Here is a 15,389-nt window from a genome sequence, read left to right on the forward strand (position 1 = left end):
CTCGAGTGCCAATAAGGCGAGTTCATTCAGTTGCGAACGGGCGGTTGGATGCGCCCGAGAAGGGTTTCGATTGCCAGTCCAAGCGCGATCAGCGCACGGTCGGAACCAACGGGGCCGTCCAGTTCGATCCCGACCGGAAGGCCGGTGGCGGGGCCACGACCGGCGGCGATGGACAGGCCCGGAATGCCCGCATTCGAGCCGGGATCGGCATTGCGGATAAAGGTCCCGAAGACCTCAGGGGCGCTCGATTCCGGTCCTGCCAGCGCCGCAACGCAAGGCGAGGTCGGGAAGATCAGCGCATCGATGCCGCTTGCCGCGAAAAGCGCGTCATAGGCTGCGATCAGCGCGGGGCGGTGGATCTCGATTGCCGCACGATAGAGGGGCGCGCCATCGATCAGATCGCCCGTCGGGCTCGGCAGCTTGCCGGGCAGGATGAAGGTCTCGTAGGTGGCCTTCACATCCGGGCTGGCGATCCGGGCCACCACATCCTCAAGCGTCAGATGTGGCGCGTGTTCGGCCAGATAGTCGCGCAGATGGGCATTCGCCTCGGTCATCACGACCGGGAAGCTGACGGCGTGGTTCAGGGCGACGATCTCGCTGGCATCGATCTGAACAAAATCGACCCCGGCACCACGCAGGCGGGTGACGACCCCGGCCCAGACAACGGCGACATCCGCGTCCAGCCCCTCGGTGAAATCCGAGGCGAGGCCCAGCTTCACGCCGCGAAGATCCCGGACGGCAATACAGTCGTCACCGGTAATGACGCGGTCCAACAGTTCGATATCCGCGACGCTGGCGGCGATCACGCCCGAAGTGTCCCGGGTGCGCGAGATCGGAACAAGCCCGCCCGTCGGGTAGCGGTTCAGCGTCGGGCGCAGACCGGCCACGCCGTTGATCGCCGCCGGAAGGCGGACCGAGCCGCCGGTATCCGTGCCCAGCCCCGCGCTTACCGCGCCGGAACCGACCAGCGCGCCAGTGCCGCTGGAAGACCCTGCCGCAAAACGGCTGAGGTCATAGGGGTTGCGCACGCCCGTTTCCGGACCGGGCTGATAGGTCGGATTATAGCCCGAGATGCCAAAGGCCAGCTCGTGCATATTGGTGGTGGCGACGACGACCGCGCCTGCCTCGACCAGCTTTTGCAGGACCGGGGCATTGGCTGCCGCGATGGCATCCTGCAGGCCCGGCGTTCCGGCAGCGGCGGGAAGGCCCGCCACCTGTATATTGTCCTTGACCACGATCGGCAGCCCGGCCAGAGGGCCCGCGACCTTCCCCGCATCGACGGCGCGGGCGGCTTGCAGGGCCGCGTCGGCATTCAGATGCGCGACCGCGTTCAGATCCTGCCAACCCGCGATCTGCGACAAAGTCTCCTCAACCGCCGCGACGGCGGTGATTTGGCCCTCGCGGATCCCGGCCAGAAGCTCGGTCGCCGATGGGCGGCTTTCGACGGGGGTTCCCGTCGAATAACCTTGGGTGGATTTCACTTCATCCATGATGCTGCGACCCGGATCACTCGGCCGCCTGACGGCGCGAGGCCGCTTTCTCGGCATGGGCCATCAACCCGTCGCGGAACCATGCGCCGTCATCCCAAGCCTTGACGCGGGCACCAAGGCGCTCTTCGTTGCAGGGGCCGTTGCCGGCGATCACCGCGAAGAATTCGTTCCAGTCCGGCTCGCTGAAATCGTGGCCGCCCTTTTCCTCGTTCCATTTCAAGTTCTCGTCGGGGACGGTCAGGCCCAGATATTTGGCCTGCGGCACGGTCTGGTCGACGAATTTCTGGCGCAGCTCGTCATTGGTGTTGATCTTGATCTTCCACGCCATCGACTGGGCCGAATGGACCGAGTCCTTGTCCGAGGGACCAAACATCATCAGCGCCGGGTACCAGAAGCGGTTCAGAGCATCCTGCGCCATGGCCTTTTGTTCGGGCGTGCCCGAGGCCATCTTCATCATGATGTCGTAGCCCTGCCGCTGGTGGAAGGATTCCTCTTTGCAGATGCGGACCATCGCCCGGGCATAGGGCCCGTAGGACGTGCGCTGCAGCGGCACCTGGTTCATGATCGCCGCGCCATCAACCAGCCAGCCAACCGCGCCGATATCGGCCCAGGTCAGGGTGGGATAGTTGAAGATCGAGGAGTACTTCATCTTGCCGTTGTGAAGCTGTTCCAGCAACTCATCGCGCGAGATGCCCAGCGTCTCGGCGGCCGAGTACAGATACAGCCCGTGACCGGCCTCATCCTGCACCTTGGCCAGCAGGATCGCCTTGCGGTCCAGCGTGGGGGCGCGGGTGATCCAGTTGCCCTCGGGAAGCTGGCCGACGATTTCGGAATGCGCGTGCTGGCCCATCTGGCGGATCAGCGTCTTGCGATAGCCTTCCGGCATCCATTCCTTGGGCTCGATCCGCTCGCCGCGGTCGATGCGCTCTTGGAAGGCGGTTTCTTGCGGCGTCATCTCTTCGCGGGTCTTGGACCCTTCGGATTTCACGAGCTGTGCATACATGGCTGGCCTCCCTGTCAGACGCGTTCGATGATCATGGCAATGCCCTGCCCCACGCCGATGCACATGGTGCAAAGGGCGTAGCGCCCCCCGGTCCGGTGAAGCTGATACATTGCGGTGGTCACAAGCCGGGCACCCGACATGCCCAGCGGATGGCCAAGCGCAATGGCCCCTCCGTTCGGGTTAACATGGGGAGCGTCATCGGGCAGTCCAAGGTCGCGCAGCGTGGCAAGTGCTTGGCTGGCGAAAGCCTCGTTGAGTTCGATCACATCCATCTGGTCGATGGTCAGACCGGCGCGCTCCAGCACCTTGCGGGCGGCAGGAGCGGGGCCGATGCCCATGATGCGAGGTTCAACCCCAGCGGCGGCCATGGCGACGATGCGGGCTTTCGGCACAAGGCCCTGTTTTTCGGCAGCGGCACCCGAGAGGATCGCCAGCGCAGCCGCGCCATCGTTCACGCCCGAGGCATTGCCTGCGGTCACGGTCAGATCGGGACCGTTCACGCCCTTGAGCTTCGCCAGCTGCTCGGCCGTGGTGCCGGGACGGGGATGCTCATCGGCCGAGACGATGATCGCCTCGCCTTTTTTCTGCGGGATGGTGACCGGGACGATTTCGGCACCGAAGATGCCTGCAGCTTGCGCTGCGGCCCAACGGGCTTGGCTGCGGGCAGCGAAGGCGTCCTGATCGGCGCGCGAGATACCAAAGTCACCCGCCACGTTGTCAGCCGTCTGCGGCATCGAGTCGACGCCGAATTGCGCCTTCATCGCCGGGTTCACGAAACGCCAGCCGATGGTGGTGTCATAGACCGCATTGTTACGCGAGAAGGCCGATTCCGCCTTGGGCATGACGAACGGCGCGCGCGACATCGACTCGACCCCGCCAGCCAGAACAAAATCGCAATCTCCGGCGCGGATCGCGCGGGCAGCCATACCGACCGCATCCATGCCCGAGCCGCAAAGGCGGTTGATCGTGGTGCCCGGAACGCCGATCGGCATCCCCGCCAGCAGCACGGCCATGCGACCGACGTTGCGGTTGTCCTCACCGGCTTGGTTGGCGCAGCCGAAGATCAGGTCATCGACGGCGGACCAGTCCACGCCCGGATTGCGCTCCACCAGCGCTTTCAGCGGCAGTGCCGCCAGATCGTCCGCCCGGACCGAGGCCAAAGCCCCGCCGTAACGCCCGATGGGCGTCCGAACCGCGTCGCAGATGAAGGCGTCAATCATGCCCCACTCCCTTGAATTCCGGAAAAGCTCGGCAAACCTCCAATTCACCGACCGCTTGGTCAGCTTATACGCGACAAAACATCACAGAGGAATAGAAAATCGCAAAACTTCTGTGATGTTTATTTCCGCGCGAACAACCGGATGAATTTTCGCGTATTTTCAGGCGATCCCGGCCAGTCGGGTGGTGCTTTCTGGGGTGGTCTCGGTCAGCAAACCGTCAGTCCCCTCGAATCGGGCGGCGATATGACGCTCTGCCTTGGGGGTCAGATCGCGGTAAAGCGCACGAAACAGATCGCGTGCCTCGGCGCCTTTCCAATCGGGCGGCAGGACCGTCGCAGGCAGGCGCGGGTCGCGCAGAAGGACGTTGCGATAGACATGCACCAGCAGCAGCCGCGCGACCAGTGCATCGGCATCCGATAGCCCGTGCAGGCGCCCCGCATCGCGCAGCCCGGCAAAACGACTGAGCATGTCCAGATAGCGGGTCTGCAATGCGGACAGATCCCAATATCCGGCAAGTGCCGGAAGGGTTTCGGGGTCGGTGGCGTGAAACAGCACAGCACCACGAGGCGCAGGCTGGCCACGGTCTGGGCGGATATAGACCTGCCCGCCCAGATGGCCCATGCGCAGGCGGTGGGCGTCATCCTCGGACAGGGCCGGGGCGTGCAGGATCTGCCAGCCATGTGCGGGAATGTCGGGGGCGTAGAGCAGGGTCGCGGCCTCAGCGAATTCCTTCTGCGCCGAGGCATCCAGACGGTAATAGCTGCGCCGCCCTGCCCTTTCGCCCTTCAGACGCCGCGCCGCGACCAGACGCGAGACGGCGGTGCGGACAAGGGATTCGTTGATGCCGACGCGCTCGCAGATCTCGATCAGCGTTCCGGTCCACAGGACGCCGCCGCGCGGCAGAACGACATCGCCATAGATGGTCACGATGAAGGCAGCCGAGCGCAGCGACAGCCCGTCCAGTATCCCGGCAATCAATCCGTCTTCAGCCATTGCCCCCCGCAGATGCAAAGACGCGGGCCAAAGTGCGGCCCGCGCGGTGTTTCCTTACGATGCGCTCTGCGATGACGCCATAGGCGCCGTGATCAGGGCCAAGGGTATGTGGCGATGTCGATGCCCTTGGCGGCCAGTTCCTCGGTGACTTCGCGGCGTTCGACCACGATATCCGGGATCGGCAGCTTGCGGCGCGCGGTGACTTCCTCGGCGGTGAAAGGCGCGGCCCCGGCCTCGGGGGCCCAGGTGTCGAGGATGTAGTTCATCACCGCCGCGATCTCGGCATTGCTCATCGAGTTCGAGACAACGCCCGGCACATGCATCATGTAGGTGCGACCCCGGTCGAAAGCCGCGATCTTGCCGACCGAGCCGGGGAAGGCGGGGATGCCGCCTTCCTCACTGCCCAGTCCCGAGACATTGTGACAGCCCGAGCAGAGCAGGACATAGTTCGCGCGGGCCGAACGCTCCTGCGCCTGTGCGCCGGTCGCAAGGACCAGCGCCAGTGCTGCCGCGGTCGCGGCCCGGCGCGACACCGGCGTCACTCGGACTTCGGGCGCATGGCCCGCAGATCGGCGGCGCTGACCTTTTCGGCCTTGGCCTTGGCGATGTCCTCAACCGAAACGGCCAGCTTGGTTTCACCAAGCGTGCCCAACACCCAGCTGTTGATCGCGGCAAGATCCTCATCGGCAAGATCGGCGATCGGCGGCATGGCAAGACCGATATACTTTTCGCCCGCCGCGGTGATCGTGCCATTCAGACCGTGCAGGGTCACGCCCGAGATATAGGCCGGTGCCTGATCGCCCAGCCCCGCCCAGAAGCCCGGACGGTTCAGAGGGGGCGCAAGGCCCGGCGTCCCGATCCCGCCCTCGTTATGGCAGGCGGCGCAGTTTTCGGAAAACAGCGCCTCGCCCGGTGCGGGGTCGGCCGCGAAGGACGGGGCCAGCCCTGTGAGGGTCGCAACCGTGAAACAAGCGGCAATCTTGAACGACGTCATTCCAGATTACTCCGCCAGCCCGACGACGACGGACACGGTGCAGTGGTAGCCCTTGGCTTCGTTGGCCATGCACCAGTTGACGTCGTTATACAGACCCATGCGGTAGCCCGGACGCTCGCCCTTCGAGTTGTAGCAGAAGGTGGTCATCGGGATCAGCGGCTTGCCGCAGCAATCGTTGTAGCTGATCAGATAGTCCTTGTTGTCATCCGGATTGGTGCAGGTGCCGACCCAGGACACTGCCGAGACACTGGAGCCGGGCGGGCAGGAAGTCAGCGTGCCGCCAGCGTCCTGACACAGGAAGCCGTCGATGGCACAATGGCGCCAGTAGCCACATTCATCCCCGGCGGCGGCAGCGCCAGCCGCATTGGCGCGACGGTCGAAGGGCAGGATCGGGGCCAGCGCGACACCGCCGACAATCGCCCCGCCCGCACGGGCGAGGAAGCTGCGGCGGCCGTGGCGGCGGGCCGCGCCGCGGGCTTTGGCTTCGGTCATCCGGTCAAGGCCGGAAAGCAGGCGGTCCAGGAATTTCGTCATTGTTCCATCTTCCCTGTGATATTGTTTATGCAGCGTTCAGGCTGTGGGCGGCCTGCAGCGAGGCCACGCCGGTTTCGGAGGCCGTCAGCAGGCTTTCCAGTTGTTCGCGGTTGTTCACGAGGCCCTTGGCGATCACCACGCCATCCGCCCCGATCAGCACACCGAAGGGCAGTTTCGAGACCTTGAAGGCCATCCCCAGCTCGGACGAGAGCGTATAGGGGAAGCTGCCCAGATCCTCGGCCTCGATCAGGTGGCGGTGCAGGGTCTCGCGCCCATCCGAGGCCAGCACGACATCCAGCCAACGCGATTCATCGGCGCGGATGGATTTCAGCGCCGGCAGCAGCGCCTTGCAGATCGGGCAGGTCGTGGACAGGAAGAACACCAGCCGCGCCTTGTCCTGAACCGCGCCCAGCGAAAGGCCGGGGCCATTCAGGTTCGGCAGCATCAAGTCCGGCGCACGCGCGCCGATCTCTGGCCCGGCATGAGAGATCATCGCTCCGACCGGGGCCACGCGCTCGAACAGCACGCCGATCTGGCGGGCCAGCACGTAGATGACCCCGAACTGGATCAGGACGACCACCCAAAGCGCGACCAGCGCAAAGATCATGTATTCCATTGCATGGATCCTCTCGACAGATCGTGCCGCACCTGCCGGATCTGCGGCAAATGCGAGGCGAATTTTTCCAAAAGCGCGTAGCTGGCGAACAGCGTCAGCCCGCACAGCAGGCCGAGGATCGCGCCAAGCGGACCGGTCGCCGCGACCGGCAGCAAGGCCACCGCGACCCCTGCCCCGGTCAGCACGCCATTGCGCAGCAGGCTGAGCCCCGAGATGGGTTGTGGTGCACCACCGCAGCCGCAGTCGATCTGCACCCTGCCCTGCCGCAGCACCCGCGCCATCAAAAGCGCGTAGACCGCGAACAGGATGGCCGCGACCATTCCGGCAAAAGGACGACTGGCAGGCACGATCAGGGCCAGCACGCAGCCAGCCTCGACGATGCCCAGCAGGCGGACCAGACGGGGAACCCAGGCCTCGGGCGCGGCGCCGTAATCCAGCGCCGCCCCGACCGTGCGGTAGAAGTCCGTCAGCTTGTGCAGGCTTGCCCGACACAGCACCAAGGCCAGCACCCAGGCGAGCCCGCTTGCGGCAAGCGACAGACCCGTCTCCATCTTAGAAGTCCGAAACCATCAGTGCCGGGAAGATGGCGGCGCCTTCACGTTCGGCCGACTTGGTCAGGGTGACCTCGTCGCCAAGGGCCACGCTGTATTTCACCAGCGTACCGGTATGGGTCACGCCGAACAGTTCAGGCGCGTCACCCTTGGTCGCCAGAATGCCGGTTTCGCCATTGGCGGCCGAACGGCCCTTGACCTTGAAGGTCTCGGCATCGACAGCCCAGATTTCTTCGGCCGGGTTCTTGTGCGAACCGTCGAACGCACCCTTGTGCATCATCACGAAGATGGTGTTCGAGGGCGCGTGATAGGTCATCACCTCGGAGCCACCCGGAGCCCATTCGCCGCCCTCGATCGAGACGGTCTTTTCAAGCGTCGCGGTCTCGGCGCTGTCATCGACGACAAGGAAATTTCCGCCGAAGGACAGATAGACCAGCTTCGACCCGACCCGCAGCGGATTGGCGAACAGCGCATCCTTGTCGGCGTCAAAGATCTGGGCGGATTTCACCGGCTTGGTGAAGGTGCCGTCCGCCTCAAAGCCATAGCTGGCCAGCGTGCCGTCGCCGCAGATCGAGGTGAAACGGCGGCCTTCCACAGCCGGGATCGCGGTCCAGCATCCCGGCGTCGGGACTTCGGCGATGTCCGCTCCTTTGGCAAGGTCGACAACGGTGACCGAGGTCGCGGGGGTCGCGTTCTGGACCAGCAGGAACTTTTCGTCATCCGCCAGCGTCAGCAGGCCCGGCTGGCTTTCGGCATGGCCGAACTTGTCGTTGATCTCAAATTCGCGCTTGGCGGTCATGGTCTGCAGATCCCATTCGTGGATCACAGCGTCGATGTCGCCATAGACGTAGCGCTCAAGATAGGCCGAGACGGTATACAGCGTCTTGCCGTCCTTGCTCAGCACCATCTGGCCGAACGAGCCGGTGCCGATATTGCCCTTGAGCTTCAGCTCTTCGCTGCCGAAGACGTAAACGGGTGACGAACCGACCATACCGAAATCCATCACCAGCACGTTCGGCCCTGGGGCGATCGTCTTTTCGATGGTCAGGGTCTCGGGCTGGATCTCGTCGGCGGCATGGGCCATCCCGGCAAGCCCTGCCAGGGTCAGGGTCAAAGCAGTGGTCAGTTTCACGGAGCCGTCTCCTGTTGGAATTTTTCAGGAAACATAAACTGACCGCTCGGTCAGTCTTTATACAGGTTTTCAGTTTTTTTCTGCTACAATATCGGGCAAGAGACCCGACAGCGCCCGCAAGGGACGGGGGGAGGAGACACAGCCATGCCGCAATTTGCGGACACAGCCAATCATGCGCCGATCAATGTCCAGACCGGATACTGGTCTTATACCGCGCGCAGCTACAGCGATTTCACCGTGCAGGAGCGCGGGCTGGAAGGGTTCGAGCAGCGCTATCGACAGATCAGCAAGGGAACCTTTGCGGGTCGCATCGAAAGCCTGATAGCCGGGGACCTGTGCCTGTCACGCGAAAGATCAAACCGCGCGATGGAAAACGAATTCCGCTTTCCTGACAATGTCATGTGCGTGGCCCTGCCCGTAGGTCCGAACAGCCATGGGACGGGGTCATTCGGGTCCCTCCATCCCGGTGGCGCGATCATGCCCCCGGCTGGCCGCGACAACCGGGCCTATCTGCGTGAGGGCATGGACCTGCTGATCGTGTCGCTGCCGGTCGAGCCCGAAATCCACTCGGCCAGCATTGGTCTTGAGTATAGGGGCGCAACCTTTACGTCGTGGCTCTGTACCGTTCTGGACATCGCCCGCGAGGGCTATGCCCGCGACGATCTGATGAGGATTCTACCTGACCTGATTCGCGATCATCTGTCGCTGCTCGGGCCCGCCAGCAGTTCAGAGCGTGGTTCCTCGCGGCGGGATTTCGCCATCTTCGACGAGATCGTCGCCGCTTGCGAACGGCTGATGCCCGAAGATCTGACGGTTTCCGGCCTGTCGGCAAGGCTGGACCGGAGCCGGGCCGAATTGCGAAAAGCCTGCCTAGCTTTGACCGAGACCCGATTGGACGATCTGCTGGCGGCATGGCGGATGAATGATGTCTATCGGACTTTGAGGACCAATCCCGACAAGCAGTCGATCGGGGAAATCGCGCTGGACTATGGCTACATGCATGCCGGGCGCTTTTCCTTGGCCTTCCGCGAGATGTTCGGGATGCGCCCAAAGGATGCGCGGGATTCCATCTAGACAGAGATTTTTATCCGCATTCCAGTCATGTTTCGCGGTTCACTGATCAATCCGAAATGATCAGGCGACGCAGACCTGGAAATTCGATCTGGGCCATGTCCTGCAGGGGCCGCAGATGATGAACCATGACATATTGGCCGACAAACGATGACGGGGCCCTCACGCAAAGAACGCCCGCGTCATAGCTGACGAATGCCAGGGCCGAGAACCAGTTGCGATGCAGCCCCGGTTCGGTCTCGGACAGGCGCAGCAATGTGCGGGCCCATGGCTCTTGCGGCAGGTCGGCAGGCTGTTCGGCCCGGCTGCGAAAATCGACGCGGACGATCTTCTGTTCCTGTGGCTCTGCCTGCGGATGGCTGCTCTCCATCCGTGCCGAGAAGTCCGGGCCGACCTCATGCCAATGCGGTGCACTCAGCCGATAGAGCTCGGCATAATTGAGACGATAGGCCGCCACCCTGCCCCGCACACCCGGTCGTAACTGCAGCAGGATCTGTGCAGTGGTCAGGCGTTTGATCTCGCGCTTGACGGTACGTTCATCGACGGACCACATTTTGCCCAGATCCCGCTGACCGACAGTGAACTCATCGGCCTTCCAATTGTAGCGAGCCGTGACCAAGGCAATCAGTCGCAGCATCGAGGTCTGGAATCCGGGTGTCCCATTCAGCCCGGCAATCGCCATGGCGGTCAGAAGGTCGTATTTCTGCGACCCTGCCTGTGGGCCGGTAAACCTTTTGAGGTCCATCCTGATCTGTCCTGCTTCCTCTGGTTTTCGGTTTCTTCGACCGATTCCCGCTTTCACATGAGAGTGATCGCTGATCCCGTGATTTGTCAATGGGAACGTAAAAACGGGATCAGTGCCAAATTCCGTAAAATACAGGAAAAATTGGTTTAGTTGGTTATGGGTGACACTAGCCCGCCACCTTATTGCCCGGGGTTTGTCACCATAAGTCCCGAATTCCTGCTGATCTGTCACCAGAACTCGGTGCCTTGTGGCAGGATTATCGCGTAATTCCGAAAACGTCGCGAAAATCCCGAATTACGCGAACTCCTGTTTTGCACATTTGAAAATTCGCGCTATTGAAGTGGAATTAGCAAAAAAGACGAGCAGTGTCATGCGCGATCACTCCGACCTACAGTCCATGAACGAACGCAGCCTTGCCCAGCAGGCTGCGGTCAGAAAGGCGACCTTTTCGCCTGCCGAGAAAAAGATCCTCCGTCCGTTCTCGATCTGGGAGATTAGCCAGTTCATGTTCGACGTGCCCGCGGACACGTTGCGCAAGAAGCTGGCTGACGATCCCTCGCTCCCGCAGGGCGCGGTTGAGGATGACGGGAGGCAACGCTGGTTCTCGCTGGCCGAGATCAACGAACTGCGCCGTCGCCTGCGTTTCCGGGGCAAGAACCTGCTGCCAAAACGCCCGGCAGGTCGAGCCATGCGCGTCGCTGTCTCGAACTTCAAGGGAGGCGTCGGCAAGACCGTCGTGGCCCAGCATCTGGCCAACGCCGCTGCGCTGGACGGTTATCGTGTGTTGGTGATCGATTTCGATCCGCAAGCGACCCTGACCCATTCGATGGGGCTGGTAGAGGTCAAGGAGTGGAACACTGTCTGGGGCATCATGTGTCGCGACCTGTGCCGCGAGGCCGACCGGATCGTTGCCGCCTATGACGATCCGGGTGACTGCCCCTACCCCGCTGCCGATGAGTTGCCGGACGATGTCCAGTCGATTGGCTCGCAACGCGCGCAGGACTTCATCCAGAAAACCGCCTGGTCGACGATCGACATCATTCCCAGTTGCGCCAATGCGGCCTTCGTCGAGTTCGCCAGTGCCCAATACCGTTCCATGCACAAGGCTTGGAGCTTCTTTGGCTGTGTCTCGCGCTATCTCGAAGAACTGCCCGAGGATCAGTATGACCTGATCATCTTCGACTGCCCGCCGGCTATTGGTTACCAGTCGCTCAATGCGGCTTTTGCGGCGGATATCCTCTATATCCCCTCGGGCCCCGGATATTGGGAGTACGACTCGACCACCAGCTTCCTTGGCCAGTTGGGGGATGCGCTTGAGGACATCTCGGACGGGTTTGGCAAGGTTGCAGAGGATGCAGGTATCCGACTGCCGAAACGTTTCGATGATGTCCGGCTGTTGATGACGCGGTTCGAGACTTCGAACCCATTGCATCTGGCGATGATGGACGCGTTCCGAAACGTTTTTGGTGCCGATGTTTGTCACAATGCCATCGAGATGACCCGGGCTGTCGAGCAATCGGGCCGCTTCCAGCAATCGGTCTATGAGCAGGACTACCGGCAGATGACCCGTGAGACGTGGAAGCGCGCGCGCCAAAGCTTCGACGCGGCCTATGGCGAGTTCAAGGACACCGTGCTTCGCGCTTGGGAGGCGCGCAGCATCGTCAAGGAAGAGGTTGAGGCATGAGTGGCAAGAACAAGTTCGGCTTCGGCCCGCTGAGCGCATCTGATGTAGCGCCACGCCGCAGAGATGTTGGCCCAATGGGGGCCGCTGTCCGCGAAGCTGCCAGCAGCTTGAACGAAAGCACCGACAATCTCGTCGAGCAGCGCCGCCAGAATGCTGCTGATGCCAAGGCGTTCCGACAGGCGCAGGATGAGGGCAGGGTACTTGTCTCGATTCCGCTGGATGATGTCCGGATGGATGATTTGCCGCGCGATCGGCTGGATCTGACCTCGGTAGCGGCGTCGGATGAGATGGAGGAACTCAAGGCGTCGATCCGTGAGCGCGGCCAGAAAGAACCCATTGAGGTCTATCAGACGCCAGGCGGGTATCAGCTGAAAAAAGGTTGGCGGAGGCTGAACGCGCTTCAGCAACTTCGCCAGGAAACCGGAGACGGTCGCTTTGCCAAAGTGGTGGCGCGCGTGTCTGACGGGCCGGAAAGCCGCATCGATCTGTACATCGATATGGTCGAAGAAAACGTGATCCGTGAGGACCTGAGCTTTGCCGAGATGGCGCAGGTTGCGATCCTGGCCGCGAAAGATATTGGCTTGGATGAGCAGGGCGCGGATGAACTTGTCGGCCGGCTCTACGCCTCTCTGCACAAGATGAAGAGATCCTACATTCGAAGTTTTGTGCATCTGGTTTCTGAATTGGGGGACGCTCTGCGCTTTCCTAAATCGGTGTCTCGCAATCTGGGTGTCGACGTCGCGCGCAAACTTCAGGCCAGCCCCGGCATTGCTGCGAGATTGATCAAGATGCTTTCCGCGATTGAGACCGCAGACGAGCAGAACGACATCCTTCGCCGCTTTCTCGAAGAACCCGCCGAGCGGCCGAGCGAGAAGGCGGAGGAGAAGACCCGCCCGAAAAGCGTGAAGTACGAGTTTCATGTCGGCGCGGCAAAGGTCACTGCGCGTCGTGGGGAATGCCGCATCTTGTCAGACGCGGATTTTTCGGCGGTGGATCGACGTAAGCTGCAGCGCGCTATCGAAGCGTTTCAAGCCGTCCTGGACGACAAGTAACCCACGGGTTACCGCCGCTGGTTATGAAGGGTAACCCGTGGGTTACCCTTCGGCGCTTATGTTCGGTGTGCTAGGATACTCACCATTCCATTCTGATCTATCCGCATCTGGATAATATATTGCGGGTTAAAGTCTTTCGAACTGAAGGTCCAGGAAACGTTATCGACCCTGGGTTGCGCATATTCGAAAACGGATCCATGATCCGCGGCGGTCGCGGAGACACGCGATCGCAGCTTCTGGCAACTGTTTAGGTGGGCCCCTAGCGTGTGGCCTTTGTCTCTCATGCCACCTAGTTGATGCACTCACGCCAGCGCCGAGCAGGTGTCCGAAGAGCATCGTAACCACACCCTAGTATGTGGATGTGCCGCTGTCCTGGCGCTGACTCTGTAGAAATGTAGGATCTTACGAGACACCCTTCTTGAAAATGGAGAAGAGAAAGGGTGTTTGGCATGAAAGAGGATCGCCGAGAAATCCAGCGCAAGCTTCGCATTCTGCAACACGCGGCGGAAAGCGGGAACGTTCAGAAAACCTGCCGCTATTTTGGGGGTCGGCCGCGCTAGTTTCTAAGGATGGCAGGCGGCTTATCGAAAACTGGGTGACGAATGCTTGATCAACCGAAAGCCGATCCCGAAGAGGCCGGCCAACAGGACTGCACCAGAAATCGAGGAGAAGGTCTTGCACCTACGCCGAAGCTACCATTTGGGGCCGGTGAGGATCGTCTGGTATCTCGATCGCTATCACGACATTCGGATATCGGATGCCAATGTCTATCGCATTCTGCGCCGCAATGGGATGAACCAGTTGCCGCGCGGCACGCGCATGCGGAAAATCCACACCAAGCGCTACAACCAGCAGGTGCCGGGCCACCAGATCCAAGTCGATGTGAAGTTCCTGACCTTCATCGCTGAAAAAAGAAAGAAAATCAGGCGTTTTCAATATACCGCGATTGATGATGCGACACGCATCAGGGCGTTGAAGATCTATGCGCGGCATACCCAGGCCAACGCCATCGACTTCATCGACCATGTCATCGACAAGTTTCCCTTCCGCATCAGCGAGGTGCGGACCGATAACGGGCACGAGTTCCAAGCAAAATTCCATTGGCATGTCGAGGACAAGGGCATCCGCCATGCCTACATCAAACCAGCGTCACCCCAGCTGAACGGAAAGGTCGAGCGATCACATCGCTCCGACCAGGAAGATTTCTACCAACTCCTCACCTACAAGGACGACGTGGATCTCGAAGCCAAGTTGGGCGAGTGGGAGCGTTTCTATAACCTCGCCAGACCTCACGGGGCTTTCAAAGGCAAAACGCCTTATGAGGCGCTCAAAGAGCGGCTATCATAAGCGGGCGGGTGTCTCGCAGCCTTCATTGCATCACACTCACGAAAATCAGGCTTTGACTCAATGATAAGTCTCGCATCCGCCAGCGCGACGTCATCGACAAAACCAATAAGGAGCCTGCGGCGATCTCACGGCTACGGCGCAATTCCTGAACTCATCGCCGAAGCTGTCAAGGGGCGGGTTGTTCCCCTTGGTGCACGTCTCTCGAAGCGATGGCTTTCAGCGCAGCCTTCCCGATCATCGGCGATCCGATAAACTCTGTAGTTGCAGCCCCAAAACGCCACTTCAATGCAACGCCTTGATGGACACCCCTGATTGCAGCATCCGTGCCGATAAAATCGTGCTTCAGATAGTACACTCGCTACGCAGGCCGGGAGGCCGCCGGGTAAGCTGCGGCAGCAGGCCCTAACGGAACAGGCTGTCGATGTAGCCACGGCCCAACCCAACTTTGTCGTAATGGTTGCGGCAAAGCTCGATGTAGTTGTGCACGTCGAAAAATCCATTCGGTTCGCCTGCCTCGTCCAGCCAGATTAGCGGACCGGTGACTTGAAAGAAGACCCGCATCGGCTCGTCATGTTCATAGGCGATGAGCGTGTGGCCCTCGCCGGGTGTCTCGTAAACGAAATCTCCCGCCGTCGCGGTCCAGTCATGTTCCAGATAGCCCCATTTTCCCGAGATCGTGTAGGCAAAGACCTCATGCGGGTGATAGTGGCGGTTCACCAGACCCGCGCTTTTCGCCATCAGGATGTCACACCACTTGTTCTGCGTGGGTGATATCGACAGAGGACGGGACGACACCGTGTCGGTGAAGGGCACATAGTAGCGCTCATCTTCGGTTGGGGCATTGGCCATGTAAACTTCGGGAAGGGCGTCTGGCTGAAAGACCCGCGTGATTGGCTTCAGGTCTTTCCAGAACTCCGTGGTGGCGCGTTCCGGCATCTTGCTCTCCTGTAGGCGGGA

Annotated in this window: 15 protein-coding genes and 1 pseudogene; 4 read left to right on the forward strand and 12 right to left on the reverse strand. The window is 61.5% G+C overall.

The window, feature by feature from the left end:
* Positions 1-26 precede the first annotated feature (26 nt).
* The 10 genes from IB235_RS10965 to IB235_RS11010 form a co-directional block, all read right to left on the reverse strand.
* Positions 27-1,490 carry an amidase family protein gene (locus IB235_RS10965; RefSeq protein ID WP_192336752.1) on the reverse strand — a complete coding sequence of 488 codons (1,464 nt, stop codon included), beginning with the start codon at positions 1,488-1,490 and terminating at the stop codon, positions 27-29.
* Positions 1,491-1,506: 16 nt separating this feature from the next.
* Positions 1,507-2,493 carry a 1,2-phenylacetyl-CoA epoxidase subunit PaaA gene (gene paaA, locus IB235_RS10970; protein WP_192336753.1) on the reverse strand — a complete coding sequence of 329 codons (987 nt, stop codon included), beginning with the start codon at positions 2,491-2,493 and terminating at the stop codon, positions 1,507-1,509.
* Positions 2,494-2,507: 14 nt separating this feature from the next.
* A complete protein-coding gene (pcaF, locus tag IB235_RS10975) occupies positions 2,508-3,710 on the reverse strand; it encodes a 3-oxoadipyl-CoA thiolase (RefSeq protein WP_370576878.1) in 1,203 nt (400 codons plus the stop codon).
* A 162-nt stretch (positions 3,711-3,872) separates the two neighbouring features.
* Entirely contained in the window at positions 3,873-4,706 is an 834-nt protein-coding gene (locus tag IB235_RS10980; protein ID WP_192336755.1) for a PaaX family transcriptional regulator C-terminal domain-containing protein, read from the reverse strand.
* A 92-nt stretch (positions 4,707-4,798) separates the two neighbouring features.
* A complete protein-coding gene (locus IB235_RS10985) occupies positions 4,799-5,248 on the reverse strand; it encodes a cytochrome C (protein ID WP_155040385.1) in 450 nt (149 codons plus the stop codon).
* Complete coding sequence (locus IB235_RS10990) at positions 5,245-5,700, reverse strand: cytochrome c (protein WP_192336756.1); 456 nt, start codon at positions 5,698-5,700, stop codon at positions 5,245-5,247. The genes IB235_RS10985 and IB235_RS10990 overlap by 4 nt, the downstream gene beginning before the upstream one ends.
* 6 nt (positions 5,701-5,706) lie before the next feature.
* The gene (locus tag IB235_RS10995) at positions 5,707-6,234 is read right to left on the reverse strand and encodes a methylamine dehydrogenase light chain (protein WP_192336757.1); all 528 of its coding nucleotides are present in this window, start codon (positions 6,232-6,234) and stop codon (positions 5,707-5,709) included.
* A gap of 25 nt (positions 6,235-6,259) precedes the next feature.
* The gene (locus IB235_RS11000; RefSeq protein ID WP_155040382.1) at positions 6,260-6,850 is read right to left on the reverse strand and encodes a redoxin domain-containing protein; all 591 of its coding nucleotides are present in this window, start codon (positions 6,848-6,850) and stop codon (positions 6,260-6,262) included.
* Entirely contained in the window at positions 6,838-7,401 is a 564-nt protein-coding gene (locus IB235_RS11005; protein WP_192336758.1) for a MauE/DoxX family redox-associated membrane protein, read from the reverse strand. Before IB235_RS11005 ends, IB235_RS11000 begins: the two co-directional genes overlap by 13 nt.
* Position 7,402: 1 nt before the next feature.
* Positions 7,403-8,533: an amine dehydrogenase large subunit gene (locus IB235_RS11010; protein ID WP_192336759.1), complete on the reverse strand. Its 1,131-nt coding sequence runs from the start codon at positions 8,531-8,533 to the stop codon at positions 7,403-7,405.
* A gap of 144 nt (positions 8,534-8,677) precedes the next feature.
* Here IB235_RS11010 and IB235_RS11015 point away from each other — a divergent pair, with 144 nt between their 5' ends.
* Positions 8,678-9,607 carry a helix-turn-helix domain-containing protein gene (locus IB235_RS11015; protein ID WP_192336760.1) on the forward strand — a complete coding sequence of 310 codons (930 nt, stop codon included), beginning with the start codon at positions 8,678-8,680 and terminating at the stop codon, positions 9,605-9,607.
* Positions 9,608-9,653: 46 nt separating this feature from the next.
* On the opposite strand, the gene IB235_RS11020 is transcribed toward IB235_RS11015, so the two are convergent.
* The gene (locus tag IB235_RS11020; RefSeq protein ID WP_192336761.1) at positions 9,654-10,349 is read right to left on the reverse strand and encodes a hypothetical protein; all 696 of its coding nucleotides are present in this window, start codon (positions 10,347-10,349) and stop codon (positions 9,654-9,656) included.
* Positions 10,350-10,719: 370 nt separating this feature from the next.
* Here IB235_RS11020 and IB235_RS11025 point away from each other — a divergent pair, with 370 nt between their 5' ends.
* From IB235_RS11025 to IB235_RS11035, 3 genes and pseudogenes are all read left to right on the forward strand, one after another.
* A complete protein-coding gene (locus IB235_RS11025; protein ID WP_192336762.1) occupies positions 10,720-12,033 on the forward strand; it encodes an AAA family ATPase in 1,314 nt (437 codons plus the stop codon).
* Positions 12,030-13,085, forward strand: coding sequence for a ParB N-terminal domain-containing protein (locus tag IB235_RS11030; protein ID WP_155040376.1), 1,056 nt, complete (start codon positions 12,030-12,032; stop codon positions 13,083-13,085). The genes IB235_RS11025 and IB235_RS11030 overlap by 4 nt, the downstream gene beginning before the upstream one ends.
* 449 nt (positions 13,086-13,534) lie before the next feature.
* A pseudogene (locus IB235_RS11035) lies at positions 13,535-14,432 on the forward strand (IS481 family transposase).
* Positions 14,433-14,834: 402 nt separating this feature from the next.
* Here IB235_RS11035 and IB235_RS11040 read toward each other — a convergent pair.
* Positions 14,835-15,368 carry a 2,4'-dihydroxyacetophenone dioxygenase family protein gene (locus IB235_RS11040; RefSeq protein WP_192336763.1) on the reverse strand — a complete coding sequence of 178 codons (534 nt, stop codon included), beginning with the start codon at positions 15,366-15,368 and terminating at the stop codon, positions 14,835-14,837.
* Positions 15,369-15,389: the final 21 nt, after the last annotated feature.

The organism is Paracoccus sp. PAR01 (genome assembly GCF_014851995.1).
Taxonomy (GTDB): Bacteria; Pseudomonadota; Alphaproteobacteria; order Rhodobacterales; family Rhodobacteraceae; genus Paracoccus; species Paracoccus litorisediminis.